This window comes from Bacillus sp. JJ1609, assembly GCF_036967045.1.
In the GTDB taxonomy this organism is placed as follows: domain Bacteria; phylum Bacillota; class Bacilli; order Bacillales; family Cytobacillaceae; genus Mesobacillus.
Genome location: NZ_JBALSS010000024.1, coordinates 105,747 through 123,649, shown reverse-complemented (window position 1 = coordinate 123,649; position 17,903 = coordinate 105,747). Strand labels below are relative to the sequence as shown.

Below are 17,903 nucleotides of genomic sequence, written 5' to 3'. Positions count from 1 at the left end.
GCGCTTGCGCTTTTCTTACAAAAACGTCCTCTTAACTTTCTCCCAGAAGGAATTATCCTTCAGTTTTACAGTCTTAATGATCTTGTTGCTTAGTTTTACATCGAACTTGTCAACATGCTGGATGCTTAAAGCTTCATTATCCATACCCATGATTGGATAGTCATTGCCGTCTTGGGCAACCTTGAAAGTAAGCTTTCGGTCACCGCTCAGGATGAAAGAAGATCCCAGAGTGCGGTAATGATTATTATTCACAGAAGCGAGCTCGCTTACTTGCATGCACGGAAGAAGCGGGTCTACAACCGCACCATTAACAGATTTGTTATAAGCAGTGCTTCCTGTTGGAGTAGCAACAATCATCCCGTCCCCGCGGAAAGTTTCGAAATGGATATCATCAATAAAGACATCCATCACGAATGCTTTTATAATTCCTGAGCGGACGCTGAATTCATTCAAGCATACAAAAGATGTCTCTTCATCAATTGTGACCTCAAGCGTTGGATAGCGTCTTACTTCAATTTGAGCATTGGTTATCGCTTCAATCATTTTATCTGTATCGGCAATTTGGAAATCGCAATACATGTTCAAGGAGCCAGTGGTAGAAATTCCAGCATATAGGCAATCATCACGAAAACCGGTTTTTCTTACTGCCTGCAGGAACGTTCCGTCATCGCCAATACTGACGATGATGTTAGCCTGGCGATAATCTGTAACAATATTGAAGTCATATCGTCTTGCCAATTCGTATAAAGGCTCAACTTTTTCCAACATTTTTGTATCGGGCTTATGGTAAAAATAAATATTGCGGCGATCTGACATTACTGATTCCTCCAAACATTATGTAATTTTCCATATTTTTACCCACTTTTGAAATCTTTTGCTAAAATAAATGTTATTGACATCAGTTTATCATTTTTACATAACTATTTGAAAGTACAAGGAATTTTAAGGGGGCTTTACGATGAATGGTAAAAGATGGGCAGCATTAGGTATCGCTGCAGGTTTGCTGATTGCTTCAACAGTTATTAATCTCTTGTCTACATTCGCATTCAGCGACGCTGAAAATACATTTAATGACATATTTGCTGTATCGGAAGAAATGTTTGCGGAAGAAATCATTGAAGATGGGGATATGCTGAGTAAAATCGCTGTCCTGTCAATTGATGGGGTCATCCAGGACACTGGGGATACTCAGTCTTTCTTTGAAAGTCCACTCTATAACCATAAGGCATTCATGGAACAGCTCGAATATGTAAAAGAAGATAAGGATGTTAAAGCAATCATTCTGCGAGTCAATTCTCCTGGCGGAGGGGTCGTAGAGAGCGCTGAAGTACACGATAAAATCAAGGAAATACAGAAGGATACTAAGAAGCCTGTATATGTTTCTATGGGATCGATGGCAGCATCAGGTGGCTATTATGTTTCCGCACCAGCGGATAAAATCTTTGCCAGCCCAGAAACTTTGACAGGCTCTCTTGGAGTCATCATGCAGGGTGTCAATTATGCTGGCCTTGCCGAAAAATACGGTGTTGAATTCAACACAATCAAAAGCGGACCATATAAGGATATCATGAGTCCTTCCAGGAAGATGACAGAGGAAGAACGGAAAATCCTTCAGTCCATGATCAATAATTCGTATGAGGGTTTCGTAAAAGTAATTTCAGAAGGTCGTGGCATGTCTGTTGAACAGGTCAAGAAAATCGCTGACGGCAGAATCTATGACGGCCGTCAGGCGAAAGAACTGAACTTGATCGATGGCTTCGGCTATCTTGATGATGTCATTGAAGCAGTAAGGAAGGATGAAAAATTGGGAGATGCCCAGGTAGTAAAATATACAGAAAGTATGGGAATCGGTTCCTTCTTTAGCATGAGTGCGCAAAAAATCATGGGGAAAGACGCAGAAATGGCAGGTTTAATGAAGATGCTGTCCAAGCCTAATTCTCCCCGCTTAATGTATCTGTATGCGGAATAGGGGGGACGAAAATGAATTCGAATGAATTTGATAAGGAAGAAAAAAGAACTTTTAATGATTCAAGCCTGCAAAAAGGGATGAATCAGGATGAAACTGAACTGCCGGTAAGAACGGAAAGATCTGAAGGTACTTATGGAAATAACGAACAAACTGCTCAAACAGAGCCTGTTGAAGCCGACAAAATAAGTACTCGAAGTGTGTACCTTGATAACGGTGAACAAACAGAACAATTTGATCGAATACCAGCAGGTAATTCCGCATTACATTCACCGGATAAGTCTGAAGGAATTTTTACTGAGCAAAATGAAGCTGGCCATTTTCAGTGGGAGGGCTTATATGCTGGATTCTGGATGCGATTTTGGGCCTATTTACTGGACCTGATTGTGATTGGCAGTGTAAACAGGATGATCATCAATCCTGTTTTCCGTGCCATGGATGTCTCGTTAATAGAGGATGGAATTATCTCACCTATAGCCATCGCCACTGCGGTCGTGTTCTATTTATATTTTGTGCTGATGACTAAGTATTATGGTCAGACGCTTGGCAAGATGGTCTTCGGTTTAAAGGTTGTCGAGTTAAGCGGAAATCGCCTATCATGGGGGACAGTGATTTTCCGGGAATGGATCGGCCGTTTTATATCAGCGACATTAATGATTCTGTATTTAATTGTTGCTTTCTCCAAAAAGAAACAGGGCTTGCATGACATGTTTGCTGATACAACCGTCATATATGAACCTCGATAAAATGAACCTGCTTCGGCAGGTTTATTTTTATGCCTTTTTGTTGATAATAATAGGCTGAAAGGTTGTGGAGGATAATGAAATGGGTGCTGCTTGCCTTACTGCTTCTCACTGTACTTTTACTAATCATCCTTATAACAAAAGTGAAAATTTTTATAGATTATTTCCACGGCAATGATAATGACCATCTTAAAATTACCGTAAAAGCCTGGGGAGGGCTTATAAAGTATAAAGTCGATATCCCAGTTATTAAAATTGATGATAATTCACCCACGATTGTGGCGGAGCAAAAAATACAAACAGGGCCTAATGAAAATATGAAACAGGAAAAAACATCCCAAGTCGATAAAACGGATTTGCTCAACAGTATAAATGACTTCAAACATTTAGTAACCCATGTTGCAGGACTTCACAAAATTATCAGGGGTTTTTTAAGGAAAGTAACAATCAGAAAAATAGAATGGCACACCATGGTTGGAGTAGGTGATGCCGCAGCGACCGGGGTTCTAACTGGAGCCTTTTGGGCTGTAAAAGGCGGATTGATTGGTGTCCTCAGCCTATATATGAAACTGAAAGAAATGCCAGTTATGTCGATCACGCCTAGTTTTCAGCATGCCGTGTCAATCACTAGCTTTAAATGTATGATTCAAGTCAGAGTCGGGCATGCTATTTTAGCAGGAATAAAGCTGGTTAAATATTGGAAAGGCGGATGGCCACAATTCAAAACAAAGCCATTATCCGTACTTTCTGATGATAAAACTAATACCGTTTAAACAAGGAGGAAAACAGGAATGTCCGACCATCCAATTCAAGGACTTATGACGACTGCCATGGAAAGTTTAAAAGAAATGATTGATGTCAATACAATCATTGGAGACCCTGTAGAGACACCGGACGGAAGTGTGATCCTGACAGTTTCTAAAGTAGGTTTCGGTTTTGCTGCTGGTGGAAGTGAATTTGTTTTGGAAAGCACGAAGGGTGGATCAGGAGGCTCTGGCGGTTCTGGTGGTTCTGGAGGGCAGTCCGGAGGTTCACAGCATCCATTTGGAGGAGGTAGCGGCGGAGGCGTGTCAATTACGCCAATCGCTTTCCTGATTGTCAGCTCACATGGCGTGAAAATGCTTCATCTTGATGAAAGTACACATTTGTATGAAAAAATTCTTGACCTGGCGCCTCAGGCTGTGGATAAAATTCAGCAAATGATGTCCAAGAAAGATCAGAACAGCCAGAATGGCAATCAAAACCAAAACCAAAATCATCAATCAGCTTACAACGGACCTAAATCAGAACTTGAATTTTAAGCTGCTGCTGCCTTTTCGATTGGGGAGGCAGCTTCACTTTGTAAAAGTATCTTAAAAGATTTATTTATCAGTAATGCATTTAAAAAAGTTAGTTAAGTAAGAGGTTCGATTCTCTTCTATAGCAGTATGCTAGATGAGTCCGTAAAATAATTGCAAAATGTGGCTGTAAAAGATATATTTACACTGTACATAAAAAGGACAAGGAGGATGAGCAGGTATGGCATCTGTTACATTTAAGGGGAACCCAGTTACATTGTTAGGAAATGAAGTGAAAGTTGGAGACCAGGCACCTGATTTTAAGGTTCTTGCAAATGATATGTCTGAAGTGACGCTTCAGGATACTAAAGGGCAGGTTAGACTAATTAGCGCAGTACCTTCACTTGACACTGGCGTTTGTGATGCAGAGACTCGCCGTTTTAACGAGGAAGCTGTAAAACTTGATAATGTTAAGGTATTGACAGTGAGCGTTGACCTGCCATTTGCACAGAAACGCTGGTGCGGAGCCGCTGGAATTGAAAATGTTCAAACGGTTTCTGACCACCGTGAACTTTCATTCGGTGAGGCGTACGGAGTCGCAATTAAAGAACTTCGTTTGCTGGCTCGCGCAGTATTTGTTGTAGATTCTAATGACAAAGTAACATATGTACAATATGTTAGTGAAGTGACTGATCATCCCGATTATGAAGCAGCCGTTGAAGCTGCAAAGCAAGCTAGATAAACCCAGCCATGACAAGCCGCAGGATTCTGCGGCTTGTTTTATGTAGGAGAATCCCAAAAGGCTATGGAACGCGAAAAACGATTAATGCATCCAGCTTGTAAGCAATGAAAAACATGGCTACAATAGTAGATACCTATTTTAATCGGGAGGAAGAAAAGTGAGTATGACTCCGGTAGAAAAACTATTTACCGCTTTTAATACAACGGCGGATATTTTAAAAGAAGAACTTGCATGTACATATTTGGAGGCGCTGGCTGAAACTGGGGAGAATATGTTTCAGGGGAATGTCCTTCAAGATGAGTTAAATGAAGTGACGAAGAAAAGGCTTGAAAAAACATATAAAGAGATAAAGCTTGATGATTTTTCCAGGGAAGATATCCGGAAAGGGTTCCAGCTGGCAATCTTGAAAGGCATGAAGGAGCATGTGCAGCCTAACCATCAGATGACACCAGATTCAGTCGGTATGTTCATAGGATATTTAGTAAGCAAATTCATTGATAAGAAAGCCTTCAGGCTGCTCGACCCTGCCATTGGTACAGGCAATTTGCTTGCCACAGTACTTAACCAGCAAACAGATAAAACGATTGACTCTATCGGAGTGGAAATCGATGATCTGTTAATCAGATTAGCTTTCGTCAATGCCAATTTACAGAAGCATTCTGTCGAACTTTTTAACCAGGACAGCCTTGAGCCGCTGTTTGTAGATCCGGCAGATGCCGTTATTTGTGATCTTCCTGTCGGCTACTATCCAAATGACCTTAGGGCAGAAGAATATGAAGTGAAAGCAGCTGAGGGACATACATATTCCCACCATATGTTCATTGAGCAAAGCACGAAGCATGTAAAGGATGGCGGTTATTTGTTCTTTATGATTCCGAATGGATTATTTGAAAGTGAGCAGGCTCCTTTACTGCATGAGTTCATTAAAAAGAATTTGATTGTCCAGGGTATTTTGCAGCTGCCAGCATCATTGTTCAAAAATAAGCAGGCTGCAAAAAGCATCTTGATTCTGCAGAAAAATGGCACTGAAGTTAAAGCGCCGAAACAAGCACTTCTTGCTGAGCTGCCAAAGCTGTCAGATGGAGCAGCGGTAAATCGCATGCTAAATAAAATCGACCTATGGTTTAAAGAAAATAAGCTAAATGAAAAATAACTTAAAGAACCGGATCATTCCCGGTTCTTTTTATTGTGAATAAGGGTAATTAATAACTATGTGAAACTTTTTACAATCATTTGAAGTATCTGAATAAAAACTCATTTAATATTTGAGAAAGCTTTGCTTGAAATGTGAAATGGACAGTGTTTAAATGAAACATTGAGAGATATATTTGCAGCCTGTAGCACACAATAAAGGTGTACTATTTTAACGTATATATAAACAGCTTGTTATATAAAAGGAGCGGAAAAAATGGCTAAAATCATTGCAATCAATGCCGGCAGCTCATCACTTAAGTTTCAATTATTTGAAATGCCGAGCGAAGAAGTTATTACAAAGGGTATTGTAGAAAGAATCGGAATTAAAGATTCTATTTTCACAATCTCTGTTAATGGCGAAAAGATCAAGGAAGTTACTGATATCCCTAATCATGAGGTTGCGGTAAAAATCCTTCTTGATAAGCTTACTACGCTTGGAATCATCCAATCCCTAGACGAAATCGAAGGCGTTGGCCACCGTGTTGTTCACGGCGGAGAAGAATTCAATGATTCAGTGTTGATCACTGAAGAAGTATTGACTAAAATCGAAGAGCTTTCTGAGCTTGCTCCATTGCACAATCCTGCTAACATTACTGGAATCCGCGCATTTCAGGGCGTGCTTCCTAATGTGCCAGCAATTGCAGTCTTTGATACAGCTTTCCACCAGACAATGCCAGAAAACTCATTCCTGTACAGTCTTCCATATGAGTACTATAAAAAGTACGGAATCCGTAAATATGGCTTCCATGGTACATCACATAAATATGTGTCACAACGTGCGGCTGAAATGCTTGGACGTCCGGTTGAGCACTTGCGCCTAATTTCCTGCCACCTTGGAAACGGTGCTAGTATTGCCGCGATCGAAGGCGGTAAATCAATCGATACATCAATGGGCTTTACACCTCTTGCTGGTGTGACAATGGGAACACGTTCAGGGAATATTGACCCTGCTTTGATCCCGTACATCATGGAAAAAACGAATAAAAATGCTGACGAAGTTTTAAATGTCCTTAATAAGGAAAGTGGAATGCTCGGCGTTTCTGGTTTCTCAAGCGACCTTCGCGATATCGAAGACGAAGCAGAAAAAGGAAATGAGCGTGCAGAGCTTGCATTGAAGGTATTCGCAGACAGAATCCACAAATATATCGGTTCATATGCGGCACGTATGTGTGGAGTAGACGCAATCATTTTCACTGCAGGTATCGGCGAAAACAGTTCTGCTATCCGTGCCCGCGTCCTTCAAGGACTGGAATTCATGGGTATTTACTGGGATCCTGCTTTGAATAAAGTACGTGGAGAAGAAGCGTTTATCAGCTATCCACATTCTCCTGTAAAAGTTATGGTCATTCCGACAGATGAAGAAGTTATGATTGCACGCGATGTTGTGCGTTTAGCAAAATAATAATTTTAAGGGCAGGAGCAAATGGCTTCTGCCCTTCTTGTATTTTTCTAGAAGTTTTCTTTTGTGCTATACTGGAAGAAAATTCACATGGTGGAGGTTTTTTAATGCCTTTGACTGATCGGGAAAAAAAGGTATTGGATGAATTGGGTCTATGGGAAAGTAAACTGTATGGCTATGAGCCGAATGATTTTGAACTTGCTTATGACAGGTATTTGGACCGATCCTTTTCACTGCTGCCTGAGGAGGTACAAGAACGGTTTTTCTCGCTCTTTGACAGTGGGTTGTTTCATCTTCATTCCCTTATCCAGGGATCGCAGCTGCAGATGGATGCAAAAGAAAGAATTCTCGCTGCAGGCCGTGTATTTCAGCCTGACCTTGAGACAATCCAGGATTTAAGGGAGCTGCCGATCGAGCAGCTGGAGTTTATTGCAGGACAGCAAATAGCACGCCATAGAATCTATTCCTTGGTGCAGGGAGGCATGTCAGCTAGCGGCAGCAAACTTGTACTTGGGGCCGATATGCCGGCAATGGCGGTCATCAATCTAAGGGTTGTACAGCTGATTGCGATGACATATGGTTTTGAAGTGAATACACCTTTTGAGATGATGGTCGCCTTGAAGGTATTCCATACTGCTACAATGCCATCAAGGATGCAAATTTCAGGCTGGACAGAATTAAAGAATGATTTGGAGCAGGCCGAAGATTATTATTTTTACCAGGGAAAGGAAGACCTGACAGACGTTACATGGCTCGAACAGCCAATCAAGCAAATCTTCAAGGGAATGGCCATTATGATATTCCGCAAAAAACATTTGCAAGGCATGCCAGTCATCAGCATGGCGATTGGAGCAGGAGCAAACTATCAATTGACCCGTAGAGTCACCGAATTCGCACATAAATATTATCAGATGAGGTATTTCAAAGAAAAAGGGGCACTGTAGCATTATGAGTACACAGGAGCACAAGCAGGCTGCACCAAGCCAGGTCCGCTGCATGGTTATAACTGTCAGCGATACAAGAACGGAAGAAACAGACAAAAGCGGCAAACTTATGATGGAATTGCTTGAAAACGCAGGTCATAAAATTGTTGAGTACGCAATCGTTAAAGATGAGGCAGAGTCAATTAAATCAGAAGTACTAAAGGGATGCAGGAATCCGGACATTGACGTTGTGCTGACAAATGGAGGAACGGGGATTGCAAAACGGGATGTAACAATCGAAACGGTCCAAAGTCTATTCGATAAAGAAATCCCTGGTTTTGGCGAGATTTTCCGCATGCTTAGCTACCAGGAGGATATCGGATCCGCTGCTTTATTATCACGGGCAGCAGCTGGTGTAGTGAATGACAGAGCTGTCTTTTCAACCCCAGGGTCAACCGGGGCTGTCCGCCTGGCAGTGGAAAAACTGATTATTCCTGAGATCGGACATGTCGTAAGGGAATTGACAAAGGATTTATAAGTCCAAAAATAAACTCGCTTTGATTTCATCCTTTTATTTAGATAAAGGGATATACAAATTTATAGAAAAAAAGAGTTTGGAGACATCTCCAAACTCTTTTTTTCTATGTGACACCCACTGACTGAACAGTACGTTCCTTTAGGATTATTGATGCATCTTAGCAGAAGTAATATCCTGGTGAGTCCTGTACCAAAGCCACAGGTCATTAATTTTGGACGCTAACTCTGCTATTTCGCTGTTTAATTCGCATGACCGTATAAAATTGCTCTCATCTGAAAGCTGAGCTTGCTTCATGTTAATGGTTTGCTCAAGCTCTGATATTCTATCAGGAATGCTTCCGCGTATCTTTTCCCAATGGAGAAGGATTGCATGCTGTGTATCAAGGCTATATTCATCCCAGTTTTCTTTTAAAGCAGGCAGGGGAATGCCCAGTCGGCTGTTGAAAAGAAAATATTGTTCCATATCTAATGGAGCCCCCAATCCGATAATCAATAAATTAATTCTACTATACTTCTATTTTCACTTCCACAATTGCCTGAGAATGTTCCTGTACGAAGATAATTAAAGAAAATAATAATTTTTCCTTGAAAAGTTCCTAAAAACCTGTTAATTTATTAAACGTGAATAAAAATTTATATTAATGAATAAATATTCGTTTATAAAGGAGCAAAAAAAATGACTGAAAACAAAGTGATACTAGCCTATTCAGGCGGTCTGGATACATCTGTAGCAATTAAATGGCTTAAGGAACAAGGATATGCAGTGGTAGCTTGCTGCTTGGACGTTGGCGAAGGCAAGGATCTTGATTTCATCAAGGAAAAAGCATTGAAAATTGGTGCCGTCCAATCGTATGTACTGGATGTAAAGGATGAATTTGCAAACGATTATGCATTATTTGCATTACAGGCTCATGCATTATACGAGGGGAAATATCCGTTAGTTTCTGCCCTCTCTCGTCCGCTTATTTCTAAGAAACTAGTAGAAATCGCAGAACTTGAAGGTGCCGTTGCGGTAGCCCACGGCTGTACAGGAAAAGGGAACGACCAGGTACGATTCGAGGTTTCAATCAAGGCACTTAATCCAGACCTGAAGGTAATTGCTCCTGTACGTGAATGGAAATGGTCTCGTGAGGAAGAAATTGCTTATGCAGCGAACAATGGAATTCCAATCCCGATCAATCTAGACAGTCCCTTCTCAATCGACCAAAACCTTTGGGGAAGAAGCAATGAGTGCGGTATCCTGGAAGATCCTTGGCAGGCGCCGCCGGAAGAGGCGTATGAACTGACAACTGGACTTGAGTTCACTCCAGATACACCTGATGTCATTGAGATTGAATTCAATGAAGGTATACCTACAGCAATCGATGGAAAAACTTATCCTCTTTCTGAATTGATTCTTGAGCTAAATGCCATCGCAGGAAAGCATGGCGTCGGAAGGATTGACCATGTAGAGAACCGCCTTGTCGGCATCAAATCCCGTGAAGTATATGAAGCTCCGGCAGCAATGACTTTAATTAAAGCCCATAAGGAATTGGAAGATATCACACTTGTTAAAGAAGTGGCACATTTTAAGCCAGTCATTGAGAAAAAGATGACAGAATTGATTTATGAAGGTTTATGGTTTTCACCTCTTCAAGAAGCATTGGCTGCCTTCTTAAAATCTACTCAAAAGCATGTGACAGGTACAGTCCGCGTTAAACTATTCAAAGGCCATGCGATTGTGGAAGGAAGAAAATCACCTTATTCCCTATACAATGAGAAATTGGCAACTTATACTGCAGATGATGAATTCGATCACAGCGCTGCTGTTGGATTCATTAACCTGTGGGGTCTTCCGACAGTAGTACACAGCATGGTCCAGGGCAAGAAGGTGACAGTGTGAAGAAATTATGGGGAGGCAGATTCACCGGGTCGGCAGAGGATTGGGTTGACGAGTTCGGTGCCTCGATTGGCTTTGACCAGGAATTAGCACAGCAGGACATCGAAGGAAGCATTGCCCATGCTTCGATGCTGGCCCAATGTGGGATCATATCAGCTGGAGAAGCAAATGAAATAATTGAAGGATTGAAAAAGCTCAAGGAAAAAGCAAGTAACAATGACCTTGAATATTCAGCGAAGCTTGAGGATATCCATTTAAATATTGAGCATCATTTAACAGAATTGATTGGCCCAACCGGCGGCAAACTCCACACTGCCAGAAGCAGGAATGACCAGGTTGCGACGGATATGCATTTATACCTAAAAGCTCAGGTTGAAGAAGTCATTGAGTTGATCAATGAGTTTCAAAAAACAATTATAGATCAGGCAGAAAAGAATATTGAAACGATCATGCCTGGCTATACACATTTGCAAAGAGCACAGCCAATCTCTTTTGCCCACCATCTTATGGCTTATTTCTGGATGCTGGACAGGGATAAACAGCGGTTTTCTGACAGTCTAAAAAGAATCAATCTATCTCCTCTTGGAGCAGGGGCACTCGCGGGGACTACTTTCCCAATCGACCGCCACCTTACTGCGGAGATGCTTGGTTTTGAAGGAATTTATGAGAATAGCCTAGACGCAGTAAGCGACAGGGATTTTATCCTTGAATTCCTGTCTGGAAGTTCGATTTTGATGATGCACCTTTCTAGACTGTGTGAAGAGATTATCTTATGGTCCAGCCAGGAGTTTCAATTTATAGAACTCTCAGATGCTTTTACAACAGGCAGCAGCATCATGCCCCAGAAGAAGAATCCAGACATGGCTGAATTGATTCGCGGAAAAACAGGCCGTGTCTATGGAAGCCTTATGGGTCTGCTGACGGTTTTAAAAGGATTGCCGCTAGCATACAACAAAGACATGCAAGAGGATAAGGAAGGCATGTTTGATACGGTAAAAACCATCAAAGGTTCATTGAAAATTTTCTCCGGAATGGTTAAGGCTATGAAAGTTAAAAAAGAGACAATGGAAGGCTCCGTTAAGAACGATTTTTCAAATGCGACCGAACTTGCGGATTATCTTGCAGCTAAAGGGATTCCTTTCCGTGAAGCACATGAGATTGTTGGAAAGCTGGTTCTTGAGTGCATACAAAAACAATGTTACCTTGCAGATCTTTCTTTAGATGCTTATAAAGAAATGAATCTTTTGTTTGAGAATGATATATATGAAGCTTTAAATCCATATAATGCGGTTGAACGCAGAACTAGTGCCGGCGGAACAGGGTTTTCTCAGGTGAAATCCCAAATCGGTAAAGCAAAAGAGCTCATATAAATAGAAAAAAGCACGCAATCTTTCAAGTTTGCGTGCTTTTGATATTTTAAAAATCATCTTAGTTAACTTTGTCAGTACGGACGACAAGGACGTCACAGGATGCGTATCGGGTGATATGTTCTGACACACTTCCGATGAAGAAGCGCTCCATTGCGTTCATTCCGGTCGCTCCACAAATTATTAGGTCGGCGTTAAATTTTTTAGCAACATCTTTTGCTATCTTGACCTTTGGTGAACCATAATCGATTTCGTAGCTGACATTTGTGACTCCAGCTTCAATTGCCTGTTGTTTGTAGCTTTCCATGAGTTCAGTGGCAAATTGGTTCGCCCGTTCTGAAATCGTACGGTCATATGCCTCTACAGTTGCAAATGTGCGTAAATCGATGATGTGGGTCATGAATAGCTTTGCATCATTTCTTTTTGCAATCTCAATGGCTTTTTTAAAAGCCCATGCTGCTTCCTTAGAACCATCAACGGCAACTAAAATGTTCTTATAAGATAGTGCCATAGTTCTCGCCTCCTTTACCTTTATTATACAACAGTTTTTATAGTATAGCTGTGACAATCCAACGAAAACTATTTAAGTAAGCAAAACAATGTAGGAGGGTAAATGGATGAAAAAGCAAGAGCATGTAGGCCAGCCGGCATTCGATTATGATGACCAGGGTGTCACCCAGGTTAGCCAGCAAATTATGGACTCCTATAACAGTGGAGTGATCGGGCAGGAGCAAATGACTTCTGTTGTGGAAACTGGCCAAGAACAGCAATAAAATGAAAAACAAGCTGTTGTTTTATTAAACAGCTTGTTTTTTAAATGTTGATGCTTCCGAGGTGCACGCGGAATGCTAGCGCCTGGAGAGAAAATCACCACTTTAATCCAAGAAACCTAAATATTAAAAATATACAGAATAGTATATTTTAGGTGATTTAATACGAATTGTTTTGCCAAATGGGTTTTTTTCTACTAAAATGAAAGTGTTTTCATCCTCGTCCTTTCTAGAAAAGATTCCTATCTAATAGACTTTTATAAATTGATGCATGATTTGAAGCATTTTAAAAACAGAGCCTAATAGGATGAAATTTGATATAGTAGAGGCGGGCCTGAAATGGAAGGGCAATTATTATTTATAGGAGGTATGCAATAATGCGTATCGGTGTACCTAAAGAGATAAAAAATAATGAAAACCGTGTGGCTATGACGCCTGCCGGAGTACTAAACCTTGTTAACTTTGGCCATGAAGTATTTATTGAAACAGGTGCTGGCCTAGGTTCAAGCTTTACTGATGAAGATTACAAGGGTGCTGGAGCGATGATTGTTGCCAGTGCAGAAGAAGCATGGTCACAAGATATGGTCATGAAGGTAAAAGAACCTCTGCCAGAAGAATACGGTTATTTCCGTGAAGGGTTAATTCTATTTACATATTTGCACCTTGCTCCTGAACCAGAGCTAACAAAAGCTCTAATCGAGAACAAGGTTGTCGGCATTGCATATGAAACAGTACAGCTGCCAAACAACTCTCTTCCATTGCTGACTCCAATGAGTGAAGTAGCTGGCCGTATGGCTACTCAAATCGGTGCGCAATTCCTTGAAAAGGTACACGGTGGAAAAGGGATCCTTCTTGGCGGAGTTCCGGGAGTACAAAGAGGTAAGGTTACAATCATCGGCGGCGGTGTAGCGGGTACGAATGCTGCTAAAATGGCTGTTGGCCTTGGAGCAGAAGTAACAATGATCGACTTGAGCCCTGAGCGTCTGCGCCAGCTTGATGACATTTTTGGTTCAGATATTACGACTCTGATTTCCAACCCATACAATATCGCTGAATCTGTGAAGACTTCAGACGTAGTGATTGGCGCGGTGTTGATTCCTGGCGCTAAGGCTCCAAGACTTGTAACAGAAGAAATGATTCAATCCATGAACCCAGGTTCAGTGGTAGTTGACATCGCGATCGATCAGGGCGGAATTTTTGAAACGACTGACAGAATCACTACTCACGACAATCCAACTTATGAAAAGCATGGAGTTGTCCACTATGCCGTTGCAAACATGCCTGGCGCAGTACCAAGAACATCTACAATTGCGCTGACAAACGTAACAGTGCCTTACGCAGTTCAAATCGCGAACAAAGGCTACAAGCAGGCTTGCCTTGACAATGAAGCATTGTTGAAGGGAATCAACACGCTTAATGGCTATGTTACTTATAAAGCAGTTGCTGAAGCACATGATCTTGTATACTCTGAAACAAAAACACTGCTAGAGCAAATCTAATGTTATGAGGCTGACTCAAAAGGTCGTTGAATGTGACCTTCTGAGTCAGCTTTTTATTTTTCAAAGGATGGTTTAACAGAATCCTGTCTATCTTAATCGAATGCATCGTGATTTTCTTATAAAGCTGTTTAAAATAATTTCATTTTAGCGTATATTATTTATGGGATATACGGATTCTTGCTCAAGGAAATAATGACCAGGAATGTCCGTGATAAATTGTAACTAAGGAGTGTCATGATGGAAAAAATACTTGTTTTTGGACATAAAAATCCTGATACCGATACAATCTGCTCGGCAATCGCCTATGCTAACTTAAAGCAGAAGCTTGGTGTTGATGCAGAAGCAGTCCGTTTAGGCCAGGTGAATGGAGAAACTCAATACGCATTGGATTATTTCAAGGCTGAAGCACCTCGTCTTGCAGGACAAGTTTCAGAAGAAGTAAACAGCGTTATCCTCGTTGACCATAACGAACGCCAGCAAAGTGCTGACGGTATTGAAAAAGTAAAGATTGTTGAAGTTATTGACCATCACCGTGTTGCTAACTTTGAAACAAGCGATCCGCTTTATTTCCGTGTTGAGCCAGTTGGCTGCACAGCGACTATTTTAAACAAAATGTACAAAGAAAATAACGTAGAAATTGATAAGAACATTGCTGGACTTATGCTTTCTGCGATCGTTTCTGATTCATTATTGTTCAAGTCCCCAACGTGCACAGAACAAGACGTTGAAGCTGCCCGTGAATTAGCCGAGATTGCAGGGGTAGACGCTGATCAATATGGTCTTGATATGCTTAAGGCTGGTGCGGATCTAAGCAGCAAAACAATCGATGAACTCATTACACTTGACGCCAAAGAGTTCCAAATGGGAAGCTCCAAGGTTGAAATCGCACAGGTAAACACAGTTGATGTTAACGAAGTACTTGCACGCCAGGCTGAGCTTGAAGATGCACTTAACAAGAAAATTTCAGAGAATAACCTCGACTTGTTCGTATTGGTTATTACTGATATTCTTACAAATGATTCTGCTGCACTTGCGCTTGGAAAAGAAGCTGCGGCTGTTGAAGAAGCTTTCAACGTTACGCTGAACAATAACACTGCGACTTTAAAAGGCGTTGTTTCACGCAAAAAGCAAGTCGTGCCTGTATTAACAAATGTACTTGCAAAATAACCATTATTAAAAAGGCTGTGTTAAAGGTCAATATTGATTTTTAGCACCTGTTGATTGGAGCGGAGGGTACTCGATTCCTCGAAAATGCTGCCGCATTTCCTTCGTGCGTGGGCAATTTCGAGGAAGCTTTTCAAAGTCCTGCGGGCTCACCGGACGCCCCACGGAAAGGGAGTGCCTGGAGTGGAAATCAACAGTCCAATTAATATAGCCACTAAAAAAACCGTCTCTGCCTTTTAATCGGCAGGACGGTTTTTGTATTTAGGCGAAATTTTCTCTTCTTGCAGCTATTACCTTTAGCTTTAAAGTAATGAAAATAAAGTAAACGATTGCAGCTATTGAAAAATAGATCCATGCTTCGGTAACCTGGTCGCTTTTCCATAGTCCGGTCATCGACAGCAATGCCGGAAAAGTTAAAGTAAGCCATGATTGCACGAAGGCAACCTTGCCGATATAGGCATCGATTTTTTTATTAAGGCCCATGGATAAAAAGAAAAGGAACCAAAGGTATGCCCACATCAGCCATGTAAGGGTGCTGACAATATCATTGAAGTGGACATAGGCTACTAGTGCATATATGAGTGCGATAACTGCTACCCAAAGGGAATACCAGCCGAGTCCGCTTCCATCAAGATCTTTTAATAGTGTTAACCCAACATACAGGTAAGTGAAGCCAAAAAGAAATATGCTGGCTAGGCTGTAGATTGTCCAGTTGCTTTGATCGGATACCATGATCAAATAGAAAGGTACAATGACTTGCATAGCCCCGATAAATAAGTTAAATACTGCTACACTTTTTGCATTTGCCCTTCCAAGAAGCATTAAGCTGTTTAGGAATAGTGCTGCACCTGATAGCAATAAACCTGCGTCTCCCATGATGAATGCCGCAATTAATGTTAAATAACGGCTCTTTCCTCCTTTATAAAGCAAGTTGTGATTATTAGCTTGGGATAGCTTGAATAAGAAAGAGCAATTCCTAAACCAGAAAGGCTGCAAGGAATTGCCCTTATTTATATACATATTATTTACTTAATCGATTTTTTCCATGTCCTTAGATGTAAAATAACCAGGCAGGATTTCGCTGATCGTTGTTTCCTGCACATCGCCATTAAGGTTGGCAAGGTAAATCTTTGTGTCTTCTGTAGCGAATTCAGCAATTACCTGGCGGCAGGCACCGCAAGGAGAAATAGGACCTTCAGTGTCTCCAACAACAGCAATCGCCTTGATTTCAGTATCGCCTTCTGATACAGCCTTGAAAATAGCCGTTCTCTCTGCACAGTTCGTCAGGCCATAAGAGGCATTTTCGATATTGCAGCCAAGATAAACCTGATCGTTGTTCGTGATGATTGCAGCGCCAACCTGAAACTTAGAATATGGAACGTATGCTTTGCTTCTAGCTTCAATCGCTTTTTCAACAAGCATGTTTTTATCCATCGTCCATTCCCCATTCCCATGAATATTTGTTATTAATGCTAAACCGCTTTTAGTTTTAGTATGAAGAGTTAGATGACAAGCCATTCATGATTGCAACACCAGAGCTTGCTCCGATTCTTGTTGCGCCAGCTTCGATCATGCTTTGTGCATCTTCAAGGCTTCTTACGCCACCTGAAGCTTTAACGCCGATATCAGGGCCAACAGTCTTTCTCATTAATGCAATATCTTCAACTGTTGCGCCACCTGTTGAGAAGCCAGTAGAAGTCTTGACGAAATCTGCTCCTGCGCTGACAGAAAGCTTGCATGCCATTTCTTTTTCTTCGTCTGTAAGCAGGCAAGATTCAATGATGACCTTAGTCAATGCTTTTCCTTTAGCTGCTTCAACTACTGCTTTGATGTCATTTTCTACTACATCATACTGCTTGTCTTTAAGTGCGCCAATGTTAATAACCATATCAACTTCTGTTGCGCCATTTTCGATTGCGTTCGTTGTTTCGAAAGCTTTTACTGCTGAAGTTGAAGCTCCAAGAGGGAAGCCGATTACTGTACATACCTCTACACCTTCAGCATCCTTAAGAATTTCCGCAGCTGTTTTTACCCAAGTTGGGTTAACGCATACTGAAGCGAACTTATATTCCTTTGCTTCTTCAGCCAATTTAACAATCTCTGCTTCAGTTGCATTTGCTTTAAGTAATGTGTGGTCGATCATTCTCGCTAATTCGTTTGTCATACTAATTCAAACCCTTTCCGTATTAAGATTATGATTAAACGCTTTCATAAAGAATAAAATTTCAACTCGAAATTTATTATGCCTTACTTACATGAATAATATATCAGGTGATTGAACAAATGTAAATAATGAATTGAACATATGTAAAAATAATATGTGGTAATACACGAAAATGTCACATTTATGGAAAGGGACTTGGATGGCAATTACTACTGTCAGGAATTTTTCTGATAAAGCGGATGTTGATTTATAAACCCCTGTTGATTGTAGTGGAAGGCG

Annotated in this window: 21 protein-coding genes; 14 read left to right on the top strand and 7 right to left on the bottom strand. The window is 41.1% G+C overall.

What is annotated here, in order from left to right; all coding sequences use genetic code 11:
• Nucleotides 1-15: 15 nt before the first annotated feature.
• Nucleotides 16-816 (bottom strand): NAD kinase, encoded by an 801-nt coding sequence (locus V7654_RS16980; protein ID WP_335431862.1) that lies wholly within the window; start codon nt 814-816, stop codon nt 16-18.
• 142 nt (nt 817-958) lie between these two features.
• Between V7654_RS16980 and sppA the strand changes: the two genes are divergently transcribed.
• The 9 genes from sppA (at nt 959) to V7654_RS16935 (ending at nt 8,782) form a co-directional block, all read left to right on the top strand.
• The gene (gene sppA, locus V7654_RS16975; protein ID WP_335431861.1) at nt 959-1,969 is read left to right on the top strand and encodes a signal peptide peptidase SppA; all 1,011 of its coding nucleotides are present in this window, start codon (nt 959-961) and stop codon (nt 1,967-1,969) included.
• A gap of 287 nt (nt 1,970-2,256) precedes the next feature.
• Nucleotides 2,257-2,712: an RDD family protein gene (locus V7654_RS16970; protein ID WP_335432023.1), complete on the top strand. Its 456-nt coding sequence runs from the start codon at nt 2,257-2,259 to the stop codon at nt 2,710-2,712.
• Nucleotides 2,713-2,786: 74 nt separating this feature from the next.
• Nucleotides 2,787-3,482 carry a DUF2953 domain-containing protein gene (locus V7654_RS16965; protein WP_335431860.1) on the top strand — a complete coding sequence of 232 codons (696 nt, stop codon included), beginning with the start codon at nt 2,787-2,789 and terminating at the stop codon, nt 3,480-3,482.
• 18 nt (nt 3,483-3,500) lie between these two features.
• Nucleotides 3,501-4,010: a GerW family sporulation protein gene (ytfJ, locus tag V7654_RS16960; RefSeq protein WP_335431858.1), complete on the top strand. Its 510-nt coding sequence runs from the start codon at nt 3,501-3,503 to the stop codon at nt 4,008-4,010.
• Nucleotides 4,011-4,227: 217 nt separating this feature from the next.
• On the top strand, nt 4,228-4,728 hold the full coding sequence (gene tpx, locus V7654_RS16955) for a thiol peroxidase (protein WP_335376455.1): 501 nt from the start codon (nt 4,228-4,230) through the stop codon (nt 4,726-4,728).
• A 157-nt stretch (nt 4,729-4,885) separates the two neighbouring features.
• Nucleotides 4,886-5,881, top strand: a complete 996-nt coding sequence (locus V7654_RS16950) for a class I SAM-dependent methyltransferase (RefSeq protein ID WP_335431857.1) — start codon at nt 4,886-4,888, stop codon at nt 5,879-5,881.
• A gap of 255 nt (nt 5,882-6,136) precedes the next feature.
• Nucleotides 6,137-7,324, top strand: a complete 1,188-nt coding sequence (locus V7654_RS16945; protein WP_335431856.1) for an acetate kinase — start codon at nt 6,137-6,139, stop codon at nt 7,322-7,324.
• A gap of 104 nt (nt 7,325-7,428) precedes the next feature.
• Complete coding sequence (locus V7654_RS16940) at nt 7,429-8,265, top strand: EcsC family protein (RefSeq protein WP_335431855.1); 837 nt, start codon at nt 7,429-7,431, stop codon at nt 8,263-8,265.
• A gap of 4 nt (nt 8,266-8,269) precedes the next feature.
• Nucleotides 8,270-8,782, top strand: coding sequence for a MogA/MoaB family molybdenum cofactor biosynthesis protein (locus V7654_RS16935; protein WP_335431854.1), 513 nt, complete (start codon nt 8,270-8,272; stop codon nt 8,780-8,782).
• A gap of 144 nt (nt 8,783-8,926) precedes the next feature.
• Here the strand turns inward: V7654_RS16935 and V7654_RS16930 are convergent, their stop codons facing one another.
• On the bottom strand, nt 8,927-9,244 hold the full coding sequence (locus V7654_RS16930) for a hypothetical protein (protein ID WP_335431853.1): 318 nt from the start codon (nt 9,242-9,244) through the stop codon (nt 8,927-8,929).
• 213 nt (nt 9,245-9,457) lie between these two features.
• On the opposite strand from V7654_RS16930, the gene V7654_RS16925 reads away from it, so the two are divergent.
• Nucleotides 9,458-10,663 (top strand): argininosuccinate synthase, encoded by a 1,206-nt coding sequence (locus V7654_RS16925; protein ID WP_335431852.1) that lies wholly within the window; start codon nt 9,458-9,460, stop codon nt 10,661-10,663.
• Nucleotides 10,660-12,030 (top strand): argininosuccinate lyase, encoded by a 1,371-nt coding sequence (argH, locus tag V7654_RS16920; RefSeq protein WP_335431851.1) that lies wholly within the window; start codon nt 10,660-10,662, stop codon nt 12,028-12,030. Before V7654_RS16925 ends, argH begins: the two co-directional genes overlap by 4 nt.
• Before the next feature lie 58 nt (nt 12,031-12,088).
• On the opposite strand, the gene V7654_RS16915 is transcribed toward argH, so the two are convergent.
• Entirely contained in the window at nt 12,089-12,538 is a 450-nt protein-coding gene (locus tag V7654_RS16915; protein ID WP_335431850.1) for a universal stress protein, read from the bottom strand.
• A gap of 106 nt (nt 12,539-12,644) precedes the next feature.
• Between V7654_RS16915 and V7654_RS16910 the strand changes: the two genes are divergently transcribed.
• From V7654_RS16910 to V7654_RS16900, 3 genes are all read left to right on the top strand, one after another.
• Nucleotides 12,645-12,800, top strand: coding sequence for a hypothetical protein (locus tag V7654_RS16910; protein WP_335431849.1), 156 nt, complete (start codon nt 12,645-12,647; stop codon nt 12,798-12,800).
• A 374-nt stretch (nt 12,801-13,174) separates the two neighbouring features.
• Complete coding sequence (gene ald / locus V7654_RS16905) at nt 13,175-14,296, top strand: alanine dehydrogenase (protein ID WP_335431848.1); 1,122 nt, start codon at nt 13,175-13,177, stop codon at nt 14,294-14,296.
• A gap of 237 nt (nt 14,297-14,533) precedes the next feature.
• Complete coding sequence (locus V7654_RS16900; protein WP_335431847.1) at nt 14,534-15,463, top strand: manganese-dependent inorganic pyrophosphatase; 930 nt, start codon at nt 14,534-14,536, stop codon at nt 15,461-15,463.
• Between the two features lie 258 nt (nt 15,464-15,721).
• Here the strand turns inward: V7654_RS16900 and V7654_RS16895 are convergent, their stop codons facing one another.
• The 4 genes from V7654_RS16895 to V7654_RS16880 form a co-directional block, all read right to left on the bottom strand.
• Nucleotides 15,722-16,336 (bottom strand): AmiS/UreI family transporter, encoded by a 615-nt coding sequence (locus V7654_RS16895; protein WP_335432022.1) that lies wholly within the window; start codon nt 16,334-16,336, stop codon nt 15,722-15,724.
• A gap of 153 nt (nt 16,337-16,489) precedes the next feature.
• Complete coding sequence (locus V7654_RS16890; RefSeq protein WP_438825318.1) at nt 16,490-16,894, bottom strand: cytidine deaminase; 405 nt, start codon at nt 16,892-16,894, stop codon at nt 16,490-16,492.
• 55 nt (nt 16,895-16,949) lie between these two features.
• A complete protein-coding gene (gene deoC / locus V7654_RS16885) occupies nt 16,950-17,624 on the bottom strand; it encodes a deoxyribose-phosphate aldolase (RefSeq protein WP_335431844.1) in 675 nt (224 codons plus the stop codon).
• Nucleotides 17,625-17,711: 87 nt separating this feature from the next.
• On the bottom strand, nt 17,712-17,903 hold a 192-nt coding region (locus V7654_RS16880; RefSeq protein ID WP_335431843.1), incomplete at its 5' end, for a hypothetical protein.